This window comes from Mesorhizobium sp. 8 (assembly GCF_006351905.1).
GTDB lineage: Bacteria > Pseudomonadota > Alphaproteobacteria > Rhizobiales > Rhizobiaceae > Mesorhizobium > Mesorhizobium composti.
Genome location: NZ_CP040914.1, coordinates 69354 through 85872 on the forward strand (window position 1 = coordinate 69354; position 16519 = coordinate 85872).

Here is a 16519-nt window from a genome sequence, read left to right on the forward strand (position 1 = left end):
TGTTCTACAGCGCCTCGCCCCAATCGGCGCGCCGGGCAGTTTTGAAGGCAGCGCCGTCGCGCTTGGTGAACAGCCGCTCGGTGGCGTTGCCGTCCGGCTGGCACAGTTTCAGCGTCACCTTGCCGGAGCCGGTTTTCGGCGGCGCCAGCACGCGCGAACCGTGCTCAGGGGCGGGTTGGCGCGATGCGGCGAGATAGATGAACTTCTCGTCCTCCCACGGAACGTCCGCGTCCTTGGCGAGCCGATGCAGGCGCGAGCGCGCCACGCGACGCGAGAAATGGCACCAGTCGGGCGCGGCGAGCGGGCATGGCGCATGGTGAGGGCAGGGCGCCAGGATATGCGCGCCGGCGGCGATCAGCTGCGCGCGCGCTTCCAGCAGGCGCCGCCAGCCGGCCGGCGTGCCGGGTTCGACGATGAGCAGCGTGTCGGTGGTCAGCGCCCACAGCCGCTCGACCAGTTTCGGCAGGGCGGGCGGCGGCAGTTCGTCGAGCACATAGGCGATGGCGACGAGGTCCGCCGGCTGGATGCCGGCCGGGAAAAGCGTCGCGTCGCCGGAAAGCCAGTCGCAGCGCACGGGCAGTGCGGCGGCAAGCGATTTGCCTGCCGTCCGCACCGGGGCGCTGGCTTCCAGCAGCACGGCACGGCCAAGCGCCGGCCACGCATCGGCGGCGGCCCACAGCATGGTGCCGGGACCGGCGCCGACATCGAGCAGGGTTTGCGGCGAAAAATCCGGCCGCGCGGTTTCCAGCGCCTCGATCGCCGCGCGCACGGCGGCGTAGGTCGCCGGCAACCGTTGCGCCAGATAGGCTTTCACGGCGAGATCGTCCGCCATATGCAGGCGTCCGTCGCGCACTTCCGCGCGGTAACGGTCCGAGAGTGCCTTGCCGGCAGTCCTCAGCGCGGCAAGCGGCGTGCCCTCCAGCATCGCGTCCACGCCTTGCTTGAGCAGTGCCGGCAGTTCCACGGATCAGGCTCCGCGCGGCGCCAGAAGGATGATCGAGGCTCCGGCAACGCAGACTGCGGCGCCGATCACGTCCCAGCGGTCCGGCCGCACGCCTTCGGCCAGCCACAGCCAGACCAGCGAGGCGGCGATGTAGATGCCGCCATAGGTCGCATAGGAGCGGCCGGCGGCGTCCGCCGGCGTCAGCGCCAGCAGCCAGGCGAAGGCCAGCAGCGACAGCGTTCCCGGCACCAGCCAGGCGGCCGATTTGCCCAGCCGCCACCATGCCCAGAACGAGAAGCAGCCGGCGATTTCGGCAACCGCCGCCGCGATGTAGAGAAGATAGGCCATGAAACCCTGCCGGTATGACGGTCCCTTATTCGTCTCCCGGCAGGTAAAGGCAAGTGTCCATGCGGGGCCGCCGCTGCGGCGCCGAGCGCGGGCCTCAGTCCTTGCCGGTCACCTTGCGGCGGCGGGGCTTTCCCGATGCCTTGGCGCCGGTCTTCGCCGCGGGTGCCGCCTTTTCGGGCGGTGTCGCGGCGGGCTCGACCGGGCTGTGACCCATCTCGTGCAGGGCGATGGCCTTCTCGCACTTGCCGATATAGTCGCGCGTCATCGGCAGCACGTCGTTGCGGCGGGTGAGCTGGATCTGGAAATTCACCAGGTCCTGCCAGCGGAACGAGGCCTCGGAGCCGGCGAGATAGAACTCCCACATGCGGCAGAAGCGTTCGTCGTAGATCGCCTTCACCTGCTCGCGCTTCGCCATGAAGCGCTCGCGCCAGGCCTTCAGCGTCTCGGCATAGTGGAGCCTGAGGATTTCGACGTCCGTCACCATCAGGCCCGAGCGCTCGATATGCGGCATCACTTCCGACAGCGCGGGAATGTAGCCGCCGGGGAAGATGTGCTTGCGGATGAAGGCGTTGGTCGTGGTCGGCGGCCCGACCCGGCCGATCGTGTGCAGCAGCATCACGCCGTCGGGCTTGAGCAACTGGGCGCACTTGTCGAAGTAGGTCTTGTAGTGGTTGACGCCGACATGCTCGAACATGCCGACCGAGACGATGCGGTCGAAACGCTCGGTCAGGTCGCGATAATCGCGCAGTTCGAAATGCACGCTGCTTTCGAGGCCTTCGGCATGGGCGCGGTCGGTCGAAACCTGGTGCTGCTCGGTCGACAGCGTGACGCCGAGCACGTCGGTCTCGAAGGTGCGGGCGATGTAGAGTCCGAGTCCGCCCCAGCCGGAGCCGATATCGAGCACCGTCTGGCCCGGCTTGATCTTCAGCTTGGCGGCGATGTGGCGCTTCTTGGCGAGCTGCGCCTCTTCCAGCGTCATGTCCGGACGCTCGTAATAGGCACAGGAATACTGCATGTCGTCGTCGAGGAACAGTTTGTAGAGCTCGCCCGACAGGTCGTAGTGGCGCTCGACATTGCGCTTCGAGCGCCGTTCCGTGTTCCACTGCTGCAACGGCCGCGCCTTGAGGCGCATCGTATTGAGCAGCTTCCCCCAGCCCGAATCGATCCAGGAAATGCCGATGTTGCGATAGATGAGGTGCAGGAAGGACAGCACGTCGCCTTCGGCGAAGTCGATCTGCTGTTCCATGTACATCTCCGGCAGCGCCAGCGAGGGATGCAGCATGATCGCCCGCTCTGCCTGATGCGTATGGATGACGAGATGGACCTTCTCACCGTCGCCGTCGCCGAAGTGCCGGGTGGTGCCGCTCGGGCCGGTGATCGAAAGGTTGCCGATGCGCACGGTGCGCTCGACGATACGTTGCAAAAACAGGTTCATGACCGCGCCCTCGCGAGAAAAGGCAATGTGACAGCCCCGCTGCCACAATCCTGCCTCAAAACCTCAGGGCTTGAAAAGTTCCATGTTCACAAAAAAACCGGGCACGAAGGCCCGGTTCTTGGTCCAGATGTTCACATGTGAACAGAAGGGAATGGGGGAATAGGGGAGTATGGGAATAGGGAATACATATTCCCCTATCGCCCTATCCCCTTAATCCCCTACGGCCTTATTCCTCTTCGCCGCCCTCGAACTCGGCGTTCGGGTCGAAGAAGTTCTCCGGCCGGGCGGCGTCGTTGATGTCGTCGCCGTAGATGGCTTCGGCGGTGGTCAGCGTTTCGCCCTGCGCCTGGCGCTCGGCCTCGTCGGCGGAACGGGCGATGTTGAGCGTCACCGTCACCTCGACCTCCGGATGCAGCGCGATCGCCACGTTGGTCAGGCCGATGGTCTTGATCGGGTGGTTCAGCTCGACCTGGTTGCGGGCGACGCTGAAGCCGTCGGCTGTCAGGATGTCGGCGATGTCGCGCGTCGAAACCGAACCGTAGAGCTGGCCGGTCTCGCCGGCCGAGCGCACGATGATGAAGCTCTTGCCGTCGAGCTGGTCGGCGACAGTCTGGGCCTCGCTCTTGCGCTCCAGGTTGCGGGCCTCAAGCTGCGCGCGCTGGCCTTCGAACTTCTTCTTGTTGGCTTCGTTGGCGCGCAGCGCCTTGCCCTTCGGCAGCAGGAAGTTGCGGGCGAAGCCGTCCTTGACCTTGACGGTCTCACCCATCTGGCCGAGGCGGGAAATGCGTTCGAGAAGAATGACTTCCATGATCTTGTCCTTTCAGAACCGCAAGCGGTTGAATCAGAATCTCAAGGACAGGAAGCTGAAGCGGCGGTTTCGCCGGGGTCGCTGTCCTGCCCGTTCGGGCAGTTAGGGACGGCGAACCGCCCCAACTCGGATTTTCATGCGCCTGACCGGGCCGAACCCGGAAAGGAGAGCGGGCGGCGAACCGCCCGCGTCGTTATTTAGCGAACCACGTAGGGCAGCAGGCCGAGGAAGCGGGCGCGCTTGATCGCCTGGGCGAGTTCGCGCTGCTTCTTCTGGCTGACGGCGGTGATGCGCGAGGGCACGATCTTGCCGCGCTCGGAAATGTAGCGCTGCAGGAGACGCACGTCCTTGTAGTCGATGCGCGGCGCGTTGGCGCCGGAGAACGGACAGGTCTTGCGGCGGCGATGGAACGGACGCCGGGTCGGGATCTGGTTGATGTCGACCATTATTCTGCGCTCCCTTCAAAGCTGCGCGCCGGGCGCGGACCACGGTCGCCGCGATCACCGCCACGGTCGCCCCCGCGGTCGCCTCTGTCACGGTCGCCGAACGAGCGCGGACCACGATCGCCGAAACCGCGGTCGCCGCGATCCGAGCGCTCTTCGCGCTTCTGCATCATCGCCGAAACGCCGTCCTCGTGCTTGTCGACCTTGATGCTCATGAAGCGCAGCACGTCTTCGGAGATGCCCTGCTGACGCTCCAGCTCGGCAAGTGCTGCCGGCGGGCAGGTCAGGTCCATCAGCGTGTAGTAGGCCTTCCGGTTCTTCTTGATCCGGTAGGTGAGGGACTTCAGTCCCCAGTTCTCGACCCGGCCGACCGAGCCGCCGCCAGCGGTGACGATGCCCTTGAAACGTTCAACGAGCTCATCGACCTGCTGCTGCGACAGATCCTGCCGGGCAAGGAACACATGTTCGTAAAGAGCCATAGTTCTTTTGCCTTTCTTCGTTTCTCTCCCGGTTCCCGGCGGCTAAAGCCTCTGCAACTTCTCTGATCCTTCGAGGGCCTGTGGCCGCCTCAGGAGAAGAAAGGAGCATGACGAGACGGTCGAGAGCGGAGACACGGGAGGCGGAAGCCTTGTGGCTCCACGACGAAAGCTTTGTTTTCAGGGAAAACGGCCTTCGGCCCTCCGTTCAGCCCCCAGTCGGGACCGGCAGATTGCGGCTGCGTATACAGGATTTTGGCCGCAACGCAAGCCTGCGGCTCAAGTCTTGCGCTTGCGCAGCGCCAGCCGTCCGATCGCCAGCACCATATAGGCGCCGAAGAACAGCGCCAGCGACCAGCCGAAACCGGACGGTCCGGCGATGTCCATGCCGATACCGATGGCCTGCGGGCCGAGCACCATGCCGACCCCGTAGCACAGCACGAAGGCGGCGTTGGCCGAAGCGAGTTCATGGCCCGAAAGCTGCGAGCCGAGATGGGCGAGCCCCACCGTGTACATGGCCGCGACGACCCCGCCCCAGACGAACAGCAGCGTCGCCATCAGGTGCCAGTTCTGCGCGAACAGCGGCATGAAGACGGTACCGATCAGGCCGACGAAGGCGCACAGGAGCAGGAGGTAGCGGCGGTCGCCGACCCGGTCGGAGATCATGCCGATGGGAATCTGCAGCAGCACGTTGCCGAGGCCGATCATGGTCAAAAGCAGCGCCGCGTCGGCTTCCGAATAGCCGATGCGGTTGCCGTAGACCGGAAACAGCGCGAAGCCGCCCGTTTCGACGGCGCCGAAGACAAGCACGGCCGCCGTCGCCGTCGGCACCAGCCAGATATAATGCAGGAAACCGCTGGTTTCCTCGCCTTCGGCGCGGATCGGCGGGCTCTCATTGCGCGCGGCCAGAACCGGCACGGCCGCCACCGCCACCAGCGCCACCGTCACGCCGAAAGGCAGGAAGCCGGTGCTGCCGAGATGGGCGAACAGCCACGGGCCGGCGGCGAAGCCGAGGGAAAGCACGGTGGCGTAGACGCCGAGCACCAGCCCGCGCCGCGACGGCGGTGCCGAGGTGCTGATCCAGAACTCGGACAGGATGAAGAGGATGGTCAGCGACACATGCAGGAGCACGCGCAGCGGAAACCACATCCAGAACGCCGGCGCGAAATGGAAGCCGACGAAGGCCACGGCGCCGGCCGCGATCATGAGAAGCATGGCCCAGGCGACGCCTATGCGCGAGGCGAGCGGCGTCGCCAGCGGCGCGCCGGCGATCGAGGCGATGCCGGCCACGGCCGTATTGAGCCCGATCATCGAGGCCGAATGGCCGCGCGATTCCAGGATGACGGACAGAAGCGGCATGCCGAGCCCGATGGCGATGCCCACCACGCTGATCGAGGAGATGGCCGCGATGATCGACAGCCAGCGCACGCGTTCTGCGTCCTGAGGCTCGGTTGCGACCGTCATGAAAGACCCTGATGCTGAACTGACTGACTAGAGAACTTCGCGGATGAACCGCTTGCCGATCATCCGGTAGAACGGCACCTCGCCGCCGCCGGGCTTGAGCAGCGGATCGAAGGCGAGCCGCCGCTCCAGTTCTTCCAGGATCGTGCGGGTGATCGCCGGAATATCGGCCTGCCGGGCCTCCGCGAGCGGCAGCCAGACGAGTTCCTCCAACTCGTTCGTCGGCCCGCCCTCGGGCAATTCCAGCGCCACGTCGCTGCGCCACGCGGCGAGGAAGCGGGTGTCGAAGCGGCGCACCCGGCCGGGAGGCGTGATCGCGCGGGCGATGAAGCGCATCGCTTCCAGCGAAGGGGCGACGCCATGCTCGGCAAAACCCTGCCAGTCGCGCTTCGCGGTGCTGAACGGAGCCCGCCGGCCGATGAGCAGGCCGGCTTCCTCATAGGTTTCGCGGATGGCGGACAGCGCGATGGCCCGGGCGCGGGCCGCGCCCACTTTTCCGGCGCGGGCGGTCAGCCGCGCCTCTTCTTCGGGGGGCAGCGGCGTCGCCGCCGGGATTCGGCTGTCGGCCGGGTCGGTGCGGCCGCCGGGAAACACGAATTTCCCCGGCATGAAGGCGTGGCGCATGTGGCGCCGCCCCATCAGCACGCGGGCCGCGCCGCCTTCGCCGTCGAGCAGGATCAGGGTCGCGGCATCGCGCGGACGCTTGGGACCGGCGCCCAATGCGATGCGTTCGACCGCGTCCACTTCCGCCTTGCTCATTCCGTGCATGCGTCCGACCTAGCCGAAAGTCGCCGGCCGGGAAAGGGGCGAATGCCTGCGGGCCATTGCACCAATGGCCACCTACAGCTCCGGATGCGTTTCGAACTCGTCTTTTTCGCCGCCGAAGCCGTGCATGTAGCAGGCCCATTGCAGGCCAACGACCGCGCCCTTGACCGGTTGCAGCAGCGCCAGCGACATCAGCACCGTCAACGGCGCCCAGACGGCGAGATGCTGCCACATCGCCCAGTTGGAGGTCATCTCGACCGCCATGAAGCCGCCGAGCACGACGTGGCCGACGATGACGATGACCAGATAGGCCGGCAGGTCGTCGGCGCGGTGATGGGAAATGTCCTCGCCACACACGGCGCACTTGTCCACCGTCTTGACGAAGGCGCGGAACAGCTTGCCCTCGCCGCAATGCGGGCAGCGGCCGAAGAAGCCGCGCTTCATCGCCTCCCAGATCGGCCGCGCCGGCCGCCCGGACTGGTGCTCGCCGCCGAAAACCTGCGCTTCCATGCCAGAGTCAGTCGCCATCATCACCGTCTCCTGCCGCGCGGGCGCCCTTGTGAAGCCCGGGCGCGGCCCTTTGCCTTGTGGAACGACCGCCGCGAGCCGGGCAGGGGCTTGGGTTCGCTCAGCATCTCGAAGCGCATCGCGCCGGCCATCGGCGCCACTTCCACGAGACGGACCTCGACACGGTCCGCAAGCTGGTAGCCTTTCCCGCTGCGTTCGCCGAACAGCGATCGCGCTGTTTCGTCGTAGATATAGTAGTCGCCACCCAGGGATGACACCGGAATAAAGCCATCCGCACCGAACTGCGGCAATGTGACAAACAGCCCGGCCTTGGTGACGCCGGAGATGCGGGCGTCGAAACGCTCGTCGACGCGCTCGGAGAGATACGCGGCGGTGAGCCGGTCCACCGTCTCGCGTTCCGCCGCCATGGCGCGGCGTTCCGTCGCCGAAATCAAGGCGGAAATCTCCTCCAGCCGCGCTTCCTCCTCGCGCGTCAATCCGCCGTCGCCGAGGCCGAGGGAGGCGATCAGCGCACGGTGCACGATCAGGTCGGCATAGCGGCGGATCGGCGAGGTGAAATGCGCGTAGCGGCGCAGGTTGAGGCCGAAATGGCCGATATTGGCTGGCGAATACTCCGCCTGACTCTGCGAGCGCAGCACCACTTCGTTGACCAGCGCCTCGTTGTCGGCGCCGCGTACCCGCTCCAATATGCCGTTGAACTGGGCCGGCCGCATCTGCGCGCCGCGCGCCAGTGACAGGCTAAGCGTCTGCAAAAACTCGCGCAGCGATTCCTGCTTGGCCAGCGACGGCGCGTCGTGGATACGGTAGACCAGCGCCTGCTTCCTGCCCTCCAGCGTCTCGGCCGCGGCGACATTGGCCTGGATCATGAATTCTTCGATCAGCTTGTGGGCGTCGAGCCGTTCCGGCACCACCACGCGGTCGACGGTGCCGTCTTCCTTGAGCAGGATTTTTCGTTCCGGCAGGTCGAGTTCCAGCGGCTGGCGCGCGTCGCGGCCGCGCTTCAAGACGGCGTAGGCGTCCCACAGTGGCTTCAGCACCGTGTCGAGGATCGGCCCGGTCTTGTCGTCGGGCACGCCGTCGATGGTCGCCTGCGCCTGGGGGTAGGCGAGCTTGGCGGCCGACTTCATCATGACGCGATGGAAGGAATGGCGAATTTTGCGGCCTTCCGCAGAAAACGTCATGCGCACGGCGATTGCCGGCTTGTCCTCGCCCTCGCGCAGAGAGCACAGATTGTTCGAGATGCGCTCCGGCAGCATCGGCACGACCCGATCCGGGAAATAGACCGAATTGCCGCGCTTCAGCGCCTCGCGGTCGAGTGGCGTGCCCGGCCGCACATAGGCGGCAACGTCGGCGATGGCGACCGTCACCACCACACCGCCGACGTTGTTCTCGTCGGTGTCGGGCACGGCGAACACCGCGTCGTCATGGTCCTTGGCGTCGGCCGGATCGATGGTGACCAGCGGCAGGTCGCGCCAGTCTTCGCGCTTCTCCAGCGTGACCGGCTTGAGCGCCTCTGCCTCCGCCAGCACGTCCGGCGGGAAGATGTGCGGGATGTCGTGGGCGTGGATGGCGATCATCGAGACCGCCTTCTCGCTGGTCAGCGAGCCCAGCACCGAAAGCACCTTGGCCTTCGGCAGGCCATAGCGCCCGGCCTTCGACGGTTCGACCTCGACAAGGTCGCCGTTCTTCGCGCCGTTCTGGAACTCCTTGTCGACGATCAGTTCCGGCTGCCGTCGTTCCACCGGCTCGATGCGGAAGGTGCCGTCCCTGAGCACGCGGAAGATGCCGAGCACGGCTTCCGAGCGCTTCTCGAACAGCTTCATCACCCGCCCCGTATAGGCCGGCCCGCTCTCGTCGTCGGTCGGGAAGGTTTTCGCCAGCACGCGGTCGCCGATGCCGGGAGCCGGGCCGCCGTTGCCGCGCGACGAGCGCAGCGCGACGGTCGGCGGCTGCTCGCCTTGATAGTCGATTGGCCGCGCCAGCAGGCCGCCTTCGCTGTCGCGGCCGAAGATTTCGAGCACAGTGACATGCGGCAGCGCACCGGGGCGGATGTGGCGCTTGCGGCTTTTTTCCAGCAAGCCCTCGTCGGCGAGGTCGCGCAGCATGTCCTTCAGCCAGATGCGGTCGTCGCCGCGCAACGCGAACGCCTTGGCGATCTCGCGCTTGCCGGAGCGATCCGGGTTCTCGGCGATGTAGCGCAGGATCTCGTCGCGCGAGGGGCGGTAGGCGTCCTTGCCGCGACGGGTATCGGTAGCGCGCGGATCGCCGTGGTGCCGTCCGGAGATCCTGCGTGCCAAGCCGCTATTCCTTCTTTTTAGCGGCCGGTTTTTTCGCCGCCGCCTTGCTTGCGGGCTTCTTCGCTGCCGCCTTGCGCGCCGGTTTCTTGCCGCCGCCGCTCTTGGCCGCCCTCTCGGCGATCAGCGCAAGGGCTTCCTCGACAGTCACCGACTGCGGGTCCTTGCCCTTGGGCAGCGTCGCGTTGACCTTTTCCCAGTTGACATAGGGGCCGTACTTGCCGTCGCGCACGGTGATCTTGCCGCCGTCGGGATGCTCGCCGAGCTCCTTCAGCGCCGCCGGCGTGCCGCCGTTGCGGCCGCCCTTGCCCTTGGCCTGCTTCTCGGCGATCACCGAGACGGCGCGATTGAGGCCGATGGAGAACACGTCCTCGATCGATTCGACATTGGCGTAGGTACCATCGTGCAGCACGAACGGCCCGTAGCGGCCGAGCCCGGCCGAGATCATCTTGCCGGTTTCGGGATGCTTGCCGACGTCGCGCGGCAGCGAAAGCAGCGCCAGCGCCTTCTCGTGGTCGATGGAATCGGCCGTCCAGCCCTTCGGCAGGCTGGAGCGCTTGGCCTCCTTGCCTTCGCCGCGCTGCACATAGGGGCCGAAGCGGCCGGAACGCAGCGTGATTTCCTCGGCGGTGTAGGGGTCCTTGCCGAGCACCTTGGCGCCATCGACCGCGCCGCCGTTCTCGCCGTTGCCGTTGGCCTCGCCGCCGAGCTGGCGGGTGTAGCCGCATTCGGGATAGTTCGAGCAGCCGACGAAGGCGCCGTACTTGCCGAGCTTCAGGGACAGGTTGCCGGTGCCGCATTTCGGACAGATGCGCGGATCGGAGCCGTCTTCCCGCGCAGGGAATACCAGCGGCGCCAGTTCCTCGTTCAGCGCGTCGAGCACGTCGGTGACGCGCAGTTCCTTGGTCTCGTCGACATGCGCCGAAAAGTCTTTCCAGAAGTCGCGCAGCACGTCCTTCCAGGCGAGCTTGCCATCGGAAATCTCGTCGAGCTTTTCTTCCAGTGAAGCGGTGAAATCGTACTCGACATATTTGTCGAAGAAGTTCTCGAGGAAGGCTGTGACCAGCCTGCCCTTGGCTTCGGGGATCAGCCGGCGCTTGTCGATCACGACATATTCGCGGTCTTCCAGCGTCTTCAGCGTCGCCGCATAGGTGGAAGGACGGCCGATGCCGAGTTCCTCCAGCTTCTTGATCAGCGAGGCTTCGGAATAGCGCGGCGGCGGCTCGGTCGTGTGCTGCGTGGCATTGACGGCCTCGCGGTCGAGTGCCTCGCCCTGGCGGATTTCCGGCAGTCGGCGGTTTTCCTCGTCTTCTGAATCCTCGTCCTTCTGGTCGGTATAGGCGGCGATGAAGCCGTCGAAACGGACGACCGAGCCGACGGCGCGCAGGCCAGCGGTGCGGGAGCCGTTGACGGCCTCGATCTCGACCGTCGTGCGCTCGATCTCGGCGGCGTTCATCTGGCTGGCGATGGCGCGCTTCCAGATCAGCTCATAGAGCCGTGCCTGGTCGGCGTCGAGATATTGCCTGACCGAAGCCGGCGTGCGGAAGAAGTCGGTCGGGCGGATCGCCTCGTGCGCTTCCTGCGCGTTCTTGGCCTTGGTGGTGTAGTGGCGCGGTTTCTCCGGCAGGTACTTGTCGCCGAATTCCTTGCCGATCGCGTCGCGGGCGGCCGAGATCGCCTCCGGCGCCATCTGCACGCCGTCGGTACGCATATAGGTGATGAGGCCGGCCGTCTCGCCGCCGATGTCCATGCCTTCGTAGAGGCGCTGCGCCACCTGCATGGTGCGGTTGGCCGAGAAGCCGAGCCGCGAGGAGGCGGCCTGCTGCAAGGTGGACGTGGTGAAGGGCGGCGCCGGGTTGCGCCTGGTCGGCTTGGCTTCCACCGACAGCGCACGGAAGGAAGCACCCTCCAGCATCGCCTTGATACCGTCGGCCTGGTCCTTGTTCTTGATGTCGAGCTTCTGGAGCTTCTTGCCCTCATAGGCCGTCAGCCGCGCCTCGAACGTGTCCTCGCGCGGCGTGCCGAGGATGGCGGCGATGTTCCAGTATTCCTCGCGGACGAAGCGCTCGATCTCCGATTCGCGGTCGCAGACGAGGCGCAGCGCCACCGACTGCACGCGGCCGGCCGAGCGGGCGCCGGGCAGCTTGCGCCACAGGACCGGCGACAGCGTGAAGCCGACCAGATAGTCGAGCGCGCGCCGCGCCAGATAGGCGTCGACCAGCGGCGCGTCGATCTCGCGCGGGTTGGCCATGGCGTCGAGCACGGAATTCTTGGTGATGGCGTTGAAGACGACGCGGCTGACCTTCTTGTCCTTCAGCGCGCGCTTCTGCTTCAGCACTTCCAGCACATGCCAGGAAATCGCCTCGCCCTCGCGGTCCGGGTCGGTTGCGAGGATCAGCCCGTCGGCGTCCTTCACCGCTTTGGCGATGTCGGCCAGCCGCTTGCCCGAGGCCGTGTCCACCGACCAGGACATGGCGAAATTCTCGTCGGGCTTGACCGAGCCGTCCTTGGCCGGCAGGTCGCGGACATGGCCGAAGGAGGCCAGAACCTTGTAGTTGCGGCCGAGATATTTGTTGATTGTCTTCGCCTTTGCGGGCGATTCGACGACGACGACGTCCATGGATGCTCTTGGTGCAGGCGCTGCGGCAGGTGACGAGCCGCGGGCGAATTGTCATTCGGATCGCCCGTCAAATGGCCGTGCTTTTCGATCCGGTCAAGAGCCAGGGCGAAAATGGCCTCATCCTCGTGATACAACCAGTGCGCGATAATGATAAAAGTTTGCAATTTTAGATAATGGGAATAGATTGTCCCTGCCTTGGCGAAAGCGTCTCCGATTTGGCCAGGGCAACGACGCAGACGGCAGGCGAGGACGTCCGAAATGCGGCAGATCTATACCAGAAGGCGGACCGAGACGCTCGACTACATGCAGTCCATGCTCGGCCAGTTGCGCACCATGGCGGAGGCCGAACGTTGCGACATGCTCGCCTACCTGATCGAGATGGCCTATCTCGAGGCCTCCGACATCATCCGCGGCGAGCGCCCGGCGCGCGTCCAGCAAGGCGGCCGGCGGGGAGTGGCCTGACGATGGCACCCTCCGCCGCGCTGGGGCGAGCCGGCAGCTAATCCTTATGGGCGAATTGATGGATCGCGGGCTTGAGCCCATGATACGGGCTTCGGCGGTCCCTGCGCTGCCTCGCCCGGCCAGCCTCACCGGCATGTGAGCGGCCGGGCACCATCTTGAGGCGGATCAATCGGCCTTGGCGATGTGCCAGACGTCGCCGACGCCGTCTCCGGTCGTGTCGCCGGCCTTCTTGTCCTTGATGAACGTGTAGAGCGGGTGGCCCTCATAGGCCCACATGGCGGTGCCGTCGGTGCGCTTGACCACCGTCCATTCGCCTTCGTCCTTGGCATCGGCGGCAGCCTTCAGCGGCGGCCAGTTGGTCGCGCATTTGTCGTAGCAGTTGGATTTGCCGGCCTCGTCCTTGTCGTAGGTGTAGAGCGTCATGCCGTTGGCGTCGGTGTAGATCTTGGTGCCGTTGACCTCGGCTTCCTTCCAGGCGTCGGCGGCTTGGGAAGCGGCTGTGCCGGCCAGCAACATGGCGAAGCCAAATGCGATCGCTTTCATCGAAAATCTCCCTGTCTGGACAACCGCGAGGATCGCGGCCCACGCAGGGTAAACGTCGCGGGCGCGCTGTTTCGTCCCCGATGGGATATTCGGCGGCGGATATGGTCGCCCGGCCGCGAATTTCGGATGCGCCTGGCCTGTTTGCCCTGCCGTCGATTGGACCAGGCGTCGCGGCGCTTGCCGCCATGTTGCGGCTCTGGTTCTGTCTACGGATGCAACACTCCTTGTCGATCTTCCGTGGTCCGCTTTTCATGATCCTGTCGACAGGGTCGTACATCATCAACGACACGCTGATGAAGCTCGCCACCGAAGGGCTTCCGCCCTATGAGGTGCTGTTCCTGCGCGGCGCGGCGGCGACGCTGTGGGGCATTCCGATGCTGTTCGTTCTCGGGTACGGCAGGCAGTTCCCGCTCCTTGTCGAGAAGCGCGTGCTGACCAGGAACCTGTTCGAAACGGCGGCGATCCTCGCCTATGTCGTGGCGCTGGCCAACATGCAGATCGCCGACTCCACCGCGCTCGGCCAGGTCACGCCGTTGCTCGTCCTGCTCGGCGCTTCGCTTCTGTTCGGCGAACGCATCGGCGGCCTGCGCATGGCGCTGATCGGCGTCGGCTTCGCCGGTGCTCTGATGATCGCGCAGCCGACCATGCAGGGAATTTCCGTCTACGCCCTGCTGGCACTCGCCAATGCCGCGCTTTCGGCCGCGCGCGACCTGACCGGGCGTCGCGTCGCCGCCGAGATACCCGGCATGATCGTGGCGATTTCCGCCGTGCTCGTCGTCCTCGTCGGCGCCGGCTTCGCCCATCTGGCCACCGAGCGGTGGATCATGCCGTCCGCCCATCATCTGTTGCTGATGGCGGGCGCGGGATTCTTCCTGATCTTCGGCCACTTCTTCATCTTCATGGCCTATCGCGTCGGGCCTACCGGCGTGGTCGCGCCATTCTATTATTGTTTCACCGTCTGGGCGGTGATCTCGGGCCTGCTGGTATTCGGCCAGTTTCCGAACGCGCTCGCCGTCGTCGGCATCCTGCTGGTCGTCGCCAGCGGGCTGACGATCGTGCTCCTTGACGGGCGCAGGCGGCGGCTGGCGATCGTCGCCTGAAGCGTACCGCGACGTTGCGGCGCGGGCACGGGATGGTGATTGGCGTGCCGTAGTGACTGCGGCTATATCGCGGTCGCGAAACTGGAGCGGCACAATGGCATTGGATATCGGCTACGTCAGCGCCGTCGGGGCGGGAGCGCTGTCGTTCCTGTCGCCTTGCGTGCTGCCGCTGGTGCCGCCCTATCTGTGCTACATGGCCGGCGTGTCGGTGGACGATTTCCGCGGCGACGCAGGCGTGGCGGCAAGGTCCGGGGCGCGCGGCGCGCTGCTTGCCGCTTCCGTCGCCTTCGTGCTCGGCTTCTCCACGGTGTTCGTCGCGCTCGGTGCCGGCGCCTCGACCATCGGCCATTTCCTCAGGGTCTGGCAGGAACAGCTTGCCTTTGCCGCCGGTATCCTCATCATCGTCATGGGCCTGAATTTCCTCGGCATTCTGAAGATCCCGCTTTTGTCGCGCGAGGCGCGCTTCCAGAGCGAGGGCAAGCCGGCGAGCGCGGTGGCGGCCTACCTCATGGGCCTTGCCTTCGCCTTCGGCTGGACGCCGTGCATCGGCCCGGTGCTCGGGCCGATCCTGACGCTGGCCGGCGGGCGCGAGACGGTGGGCGAGGGGGCAGCACTCCTTGCCGCCTATTCGCTCGGCCTCGGCATTCCCTTCCTCGTCGCGGCCCTGTTTTCAGGCGCCTTCATGCGCTTCCTGCAAAAATTCCGCGTCCATCTCGGCCGCGTCGAGAAAGTGATCGGTGGCCTGCTGGTCGTGGCCGGCGTTTTCTTCCTCACCGGCGGCGTGCAGAGCCTGTCCTATTGGTTGCTGGAGAATTTCCCGGTCCTCGGCCAGCTCGGATAGTTGCGGTTGCTCACCCGAATTTAACCGCATTGGTGGACAAACAAGCCAATGCTATTGAGCTTTGCGATTCCCACCGTCCCGGAACCGGTCCAACTTCATGAATAGTCGTTCGTGCCTGTCCATTGTTCTTGCCGCAGGCGAGGGCACCCGCATGAAAAGCGCGCTGCCCAAGGTGCTGCACAAGGTAGCCGGCCTGCCGATGGTGGCGCATGTGGTCAGGGCGGCGGAAGCCGCGGGTGCCGGCGAACTGGCGCTGGTGATCGGCCACGGCGCCGACGAGGTGCGCAAGGCGGCGGAAAAATTCGCGCCGGCGGCGAAGCTGTTCGTGCAGGAAAGGCGCCTCGGCACCGCCGACGCGGCGCTCGCCGCGCGCGAGGATATCGCGGCCGGCTACGACGATGTCCTGGTGATGTTCGGTGACACGCCGCTGATCGATGCCGGCGCGCTGGTCGCGGCGCGCGAGAAGCTGGCCGAGGGGGCGGCCGTCGTCGTGCTCGGCTTCCGTGCCGACGAGCCGACCGGCTACGGCCGCCTGATCGAGAAGGACGGCAAGCTGCTCGCCATACGCGAGGAGAAGGACTGTTCCGAAGAGGAGCGCCGCATCACCTTCTGCAACAGCGGCCTGATGGCGATTGCAGGCGCCCATGCGCTGGCGCTGCTCGATGCGGTCGGCAACGACAACGCCAAGGGCGAATACTACCTCACCGACATCGTCGAGATCGCCGGCGGCCAAGGGCTTTCGGTCGTCGCCACCGAGGCGAGCTTCGAGAATGCGCTGGGCATCAACAACCGCGTCCAGCTGGCCGAGGCCGAGGCGATCTGGCAGAAGCGCCGCCGCGAGGCGGCCATGTTGTCGGGCGTTACCCTGATCGCGCCGGAAACGGTGTTCTTCTCCTTCGATACCGAGATCGGCCCCGACACCGTCGTCGAGCCGAACGTCTTCTTCGGCCTGGGCGTCACCGTCGGAGCGGGTGCGAAAATCCATGCCTACAGCCATTTCGAGGGCGCGAACATCGGCCCCGGCTGCGACATCGGCCCCTTCGCGCGCCTGCGTCCGGGGGCGGCCCTGAAGGCCAGGGCCAAGGCCGGCAATTTCGTGGAGATCAAGAACGCCACGGTGGAGGAGGGCGCCAAGGTCAACCACCTCACCTATATCGGCGATGCGCGCATCGGCGCCGGCGCCAACATCGGGGCGGGCACCATCACCTGCAACTACGACGGCTATTCCAAGTTCTTCACCGACATCGGCGAGGGCGCCTTCGTCGGCTCGAACTCGTCCTTGGTCGCGCCGGTCTCCATCGGCACGGGCGCCTATATCGCTTCGGGAAGCGTCATCACCGAGTCCGTCCCGGACGACGCGCTGGCGTTCGGCCGCGCCCGCCAGAAGACGCTGCCCGGCAAGGCGAAGGAGCTGCGCGCGCGCCGCGCATCGGCCAAGAAGGCATGAAATGG

17 protein-coding genes are annotated in these 16519 nt (G+C 66.0%); 5 read left to right on the forward strand and 12 right to left on the reverse strand.

Annotated features, from left to right (window positions below):
- Nucleotides 1-4: 4 nt before the first annotated feature.
- From FGU64_RS00365 to topA, 11 genes are all read right to left on the reverse strand, one after another.
- Nucleotides 5-964, reverse strand: coding sequence for a small ribosomal subunit Rsm22 family protein (locus FGU64_RS00365; RefSeq protein ID WP_139950445.1), 960 nt, complete (start codon nucleotides 962-964; stop codon nucleotides 5-7).
- Nucleotides 965-967: 3 nt separating this feature from the next.
- A complete protein-coding gene (locus FGU64_RS00370) occupies nucleotides 968-1291 on the reverse strand; it encodes a YnfA family protein (RefSeq protein ID WP_139950446.1) in 324 nt (107 codons plus the stop codon).
- Between the two features lie 94 nt (nucleotides 1292-1385).
- Nucleotides 1386-2726: a cyclopropane-fatty-acyl-phospholipid synthase family protein gene (locus FGU64_RS00375; protein ID WP_139950447.1), complete on the reverse strand. Its 1341-nt coding sequence runs from the start codon at nucleotides 2724-2726 to the stop codon at nucleotides 1386-1388.
- A gap of 226 nt (nucleotides 2727-2952) precedes the next feature.
- Complete coding sequence (gene rplI, locus FGU64_RS00380) at nucleotides 2953-3534, reverse strand: 50S ribosomal protein L9 (RefSeq protein WP_136358125.1); 582 nt, start codon at nucleotides 3532-3534, stop codon at nucleotides 2953-2955.
- A 197-nt stretch (nucleotides 3535-3731) separates the two neighbouring features.
- Nucleotides 3732-3980, reverse strand: coding sequence for a 30S ribosomal protein S18 (rpsR, locus tag FGU64_RS00385; protein WP_056108312.1), 249 nt, complete (start codon nucleotides 3978-3980; stop codon nucleotides 3732-3734).
- On the reverse strand, nucleotides 3980-4456 hold the full coding sequence (rpsF, locus tag FGU64_RS00390) for a 30S ribosomal protein S6 (RefSeq protein ID WP_136358127.1): 477 nt from the start codon (nucleotides 4454-4456) through the stop codon (nucleotides 3980-3982). The genes rpsR and rpsF overlap by 1 nt, the downstream gene beginning before the upstream one ends.
- A gap of 276 nt (nucleotides 4457-4732) precedes the next feature.
- Nucleotides 4733-5917 carry an MFS transporter gene (locus FGU64_RS00395; protein ID WP_139950448.1) on the reverse strand — a complete coding sequence of 395 codons (1185 nt, stop codon included), beginning with the start codon at nucleotides 5915-5917 and terminating at the stop codon, nucleotides 4733-4735.
- 27 nt (nucleotides 5918-5944) lie between these two features.
- Nucleotides 5945-6682 carry an NUDIX domain-containing protein gene (locus tag FGU64_RS00400; RefSeq protein ID WP_139950449.1) on the reverse strand — a complete coding sequence of 246 codons (738 nt, stop codon included), beginning with the start codon at nucleotides 6680-6682 and terminating at the stop codon, nucleotides 5945-5947.
- Nucleotides 6683-6754: 72 nt separating this feature from the next.
- Complete coding sequence (locus FGU64_RS00405; protein WP_139955214.1) at nucleotides 6755-7207, reverse strand: DUF983 domain-containing protein; 453 nt, start codon at nucleotides 7205-7207, stop codon at nucleotides 6755-6757.
- A 2-nt stretch (nucleotides 7208-7209) separates the two neighbouring features.
- Nucleotides 7210-9504, reverse strand: coding sequence for a ribonuclease R (gene rnr, locus FGU64_RS00410; protein ID WP_139950450.1), 2295 nt, complete (start codon nucleotides 9502-9504; stop codon nucleotides 7210-7212).
- 4 nt (nucleotides 9505-9508) lie between these two features.
- A complete protein-coding gene (topA, locus tag FGU64_RS00415) occupies nucleotides 9509-12121 on the reverse strand; it encodes a type I DNA topoisomerase (RefSeq protein WP_139950451.1) in 2613 nt (870 codons plus the stop codon).
- A gap of 2 nt (nucleotides 12122-12123) precedes the next feature.
- On the opposite strand from topA, the gene FGU64_RS23150 reads away from it, so the two are divergent.
- On the forward strand, nucleotides 12124-12291 hold the full coding sequence (locus FGU64_RS23150; protein WP_210239054.1) for a hypothetical protein: 168 nt from the start codon (nucleotides 12124-12126) through the stop codon (nucleotides 12289-12291).
- An 88-nt stretch (nucleotides 12292-12379) separates the two neighbouring features.
- Nucleotides 12380-12583, forward strand: coding sequence for a hypothetical protein (locus tag FGU64_RS00420; protein ID WP_136358140.1), 204 nt, complete (start codon nucleotides 12380-12382; stop codon nucleotides 12581-12583).
- Nucleotides 12584-12748: 165 nt separating this feature from the next.
- Here the strand turns inward: FGU64_RS00420 and FGU64_RS00425 are convergent, their stop codons facing one another.
- A complete protein-coding gene (locus tag FGU64_RS00425) occupies nucleotides 12749-13126 on the reverse strand; it encodes a hypothetical protein (RefSeq protein ID WP_139950452.1) in 378 nt (125 codons plus the stop codon).
- A gap of 251 nt (nucleotides 13127-13377) precedes the next feature.
- Between FGU64_RS00425 and FGU64_RS00430 the strand changes: the two genes are divergently transcribed.
- The 3 genes from FGU64_RS00430 (at nucleotide 13378) to glmU (ending at nucleotide 16514) form a co-directional block, all read left to right on the forward strand.
- A complete protein-coding gene (locus FGU64_RS00430) occupies nucleotides 13378-14226 on the forward strand; it encodes a DMT family transporter (protein WP_348639792.1) in 849 nt (282 codons plus the stop codon).
- Between the two features lie 94 nt (nucleotides 14227-14320).
- Nucleotides 14321-15067, forward strand: coding sequence for a cytochrome c biogenesis CcdA family protein (locus FGU64_RS00435; RefSeq protein WP_136358146.1), 747 nt, complete (start codon nucleotides 14321-14323; stop codon nucleotides 15065-15067).
- A gap of 97 nt (nucleotides 15068-15164) precedes the next feature.
- Nucleotides 15165-16514, forward strand: coding sequence for a bifunctional UDP-N-acetylglucosamine diphosphorylase/glucosamine-1-phosphate N-acetyltransferase GlmU (gene glmU, locus FGU64_RS00440; protein ID WP_139950454.1), 1350 nt, complete (start codon nucleotides 15165-15167; stop codon nucleotides 16512-16514).
- Nucleotides 16515-16519: the final 5 nt, after the last annotated feature.

Excerpts from the sequence above, each read along its gene's own strand:
- topA (WP_139950451.1), bottom strand. The coding sequence starts at position 12,121 with ATGGACGTCGTCGTCGTCGAATCGCCCGCAAAGGCGAAGACAATCAAC.
- rplI (WP_136358125.1), bottom strand. The coding sequence starts at position 3,534 with ATGGAAGTCATTCTTCTCGAACGCATTTCCCGCCTCGGCCAGATGGGT.
- FGU64_RS00395 (WP_139950448.1), bottom strand. The coding sequence starts at position 5,917 with ATGACGGTCGCAACCGAGCCTCAGGACGCAGAACGCGTGCGCTGGCTG.
- rpsF (WP_136358127.1), bottom strand. The coding sequence starts at position 4,456 with ATGGCTCTTTACGAACATGTGTTCCTTGCCCGGCAGGATCTGTCGCAG.
- FGU64_RS00370 (WP_139950446.1), bottom strand. The coding sequence starts at position 1,291 with ATGGCCTATCTTCTCTACATCGCGGCGGCGGTTGCCGAAATCGCCGGC.
- FGU64_RS00405 (WP_139955214.1), bottom strand. The coding sequence starts at position 7,207 with ATGGCGACTGACTCTGGCATGGAAGCGCAGGTTTTCGGCGGCGAGCAC.
- FGU64_RS00430 (WP_348639792.1), top strand. The coding sequence starts at position 13,378 with ATGATCCTGTCGACAGGGTCGTACATCATCAACGACACGCTGATGAAG.
- FGU64_RS00400 (WP_139950449.1), bottom strand. The coding sequence starts at position 6,682 with ATGCACGGAATGAGCAAGGCGGAAGTGGACGCGGTCGAACGCATCGCA.
- glmU (WP_139950454.1), top strand. The coding sequence starts at position 15,165 with ATGAATAGTCGTTCGTGCCTGTCCATTGTTCTTGCCGCAGGCGAGGGC.
- FGU64_RS00375 (WP_139950447.1), bottom strand. The coding sequence starts at position 2,726 with ATGAACCTGTTTTTGCAACGTATCGTCGAGCGCACCGTGCGCATCGGC.
- FGU64_RS00420 (WP_136358140.1), top strand. The coding sequence starts at position 12,380 with ATGCGGCAGATCTATACCAGAAGGCGGACCGAGACGCTCGACTACATG.
- FGU64_RS00435 (WP_136358146.1), top strand. The coding sequence starts at position 14,321 with ATGGCATTGGATATCGGCTACGTCAGCGCCGTCGGGGCGGGAGCGCTG.
- FGU64_RS00425 (WP_139950452.1), bottom strand. The coding sequence starts at position 13,126 with ATGAAAGCGATCGCATTTGGCTTCGCCATGTTGCTGGCCGGCACAGCC.
- rpsR (WP_056108312.1), bottom strand. The coding sequence starts at position 3,980 with ATGGTCGACATCAACCAGATCCCGACCCGGCGTCCGTTCCATCGCCGC.
- FGU64_RS23150 (WP_210239054.1), top strand. The coding sequence starts at position 12,124 with ATGCTCTTGGTGCAGGCGCTGCGGCAGGTGACGAGCCGCGGGCGAATT.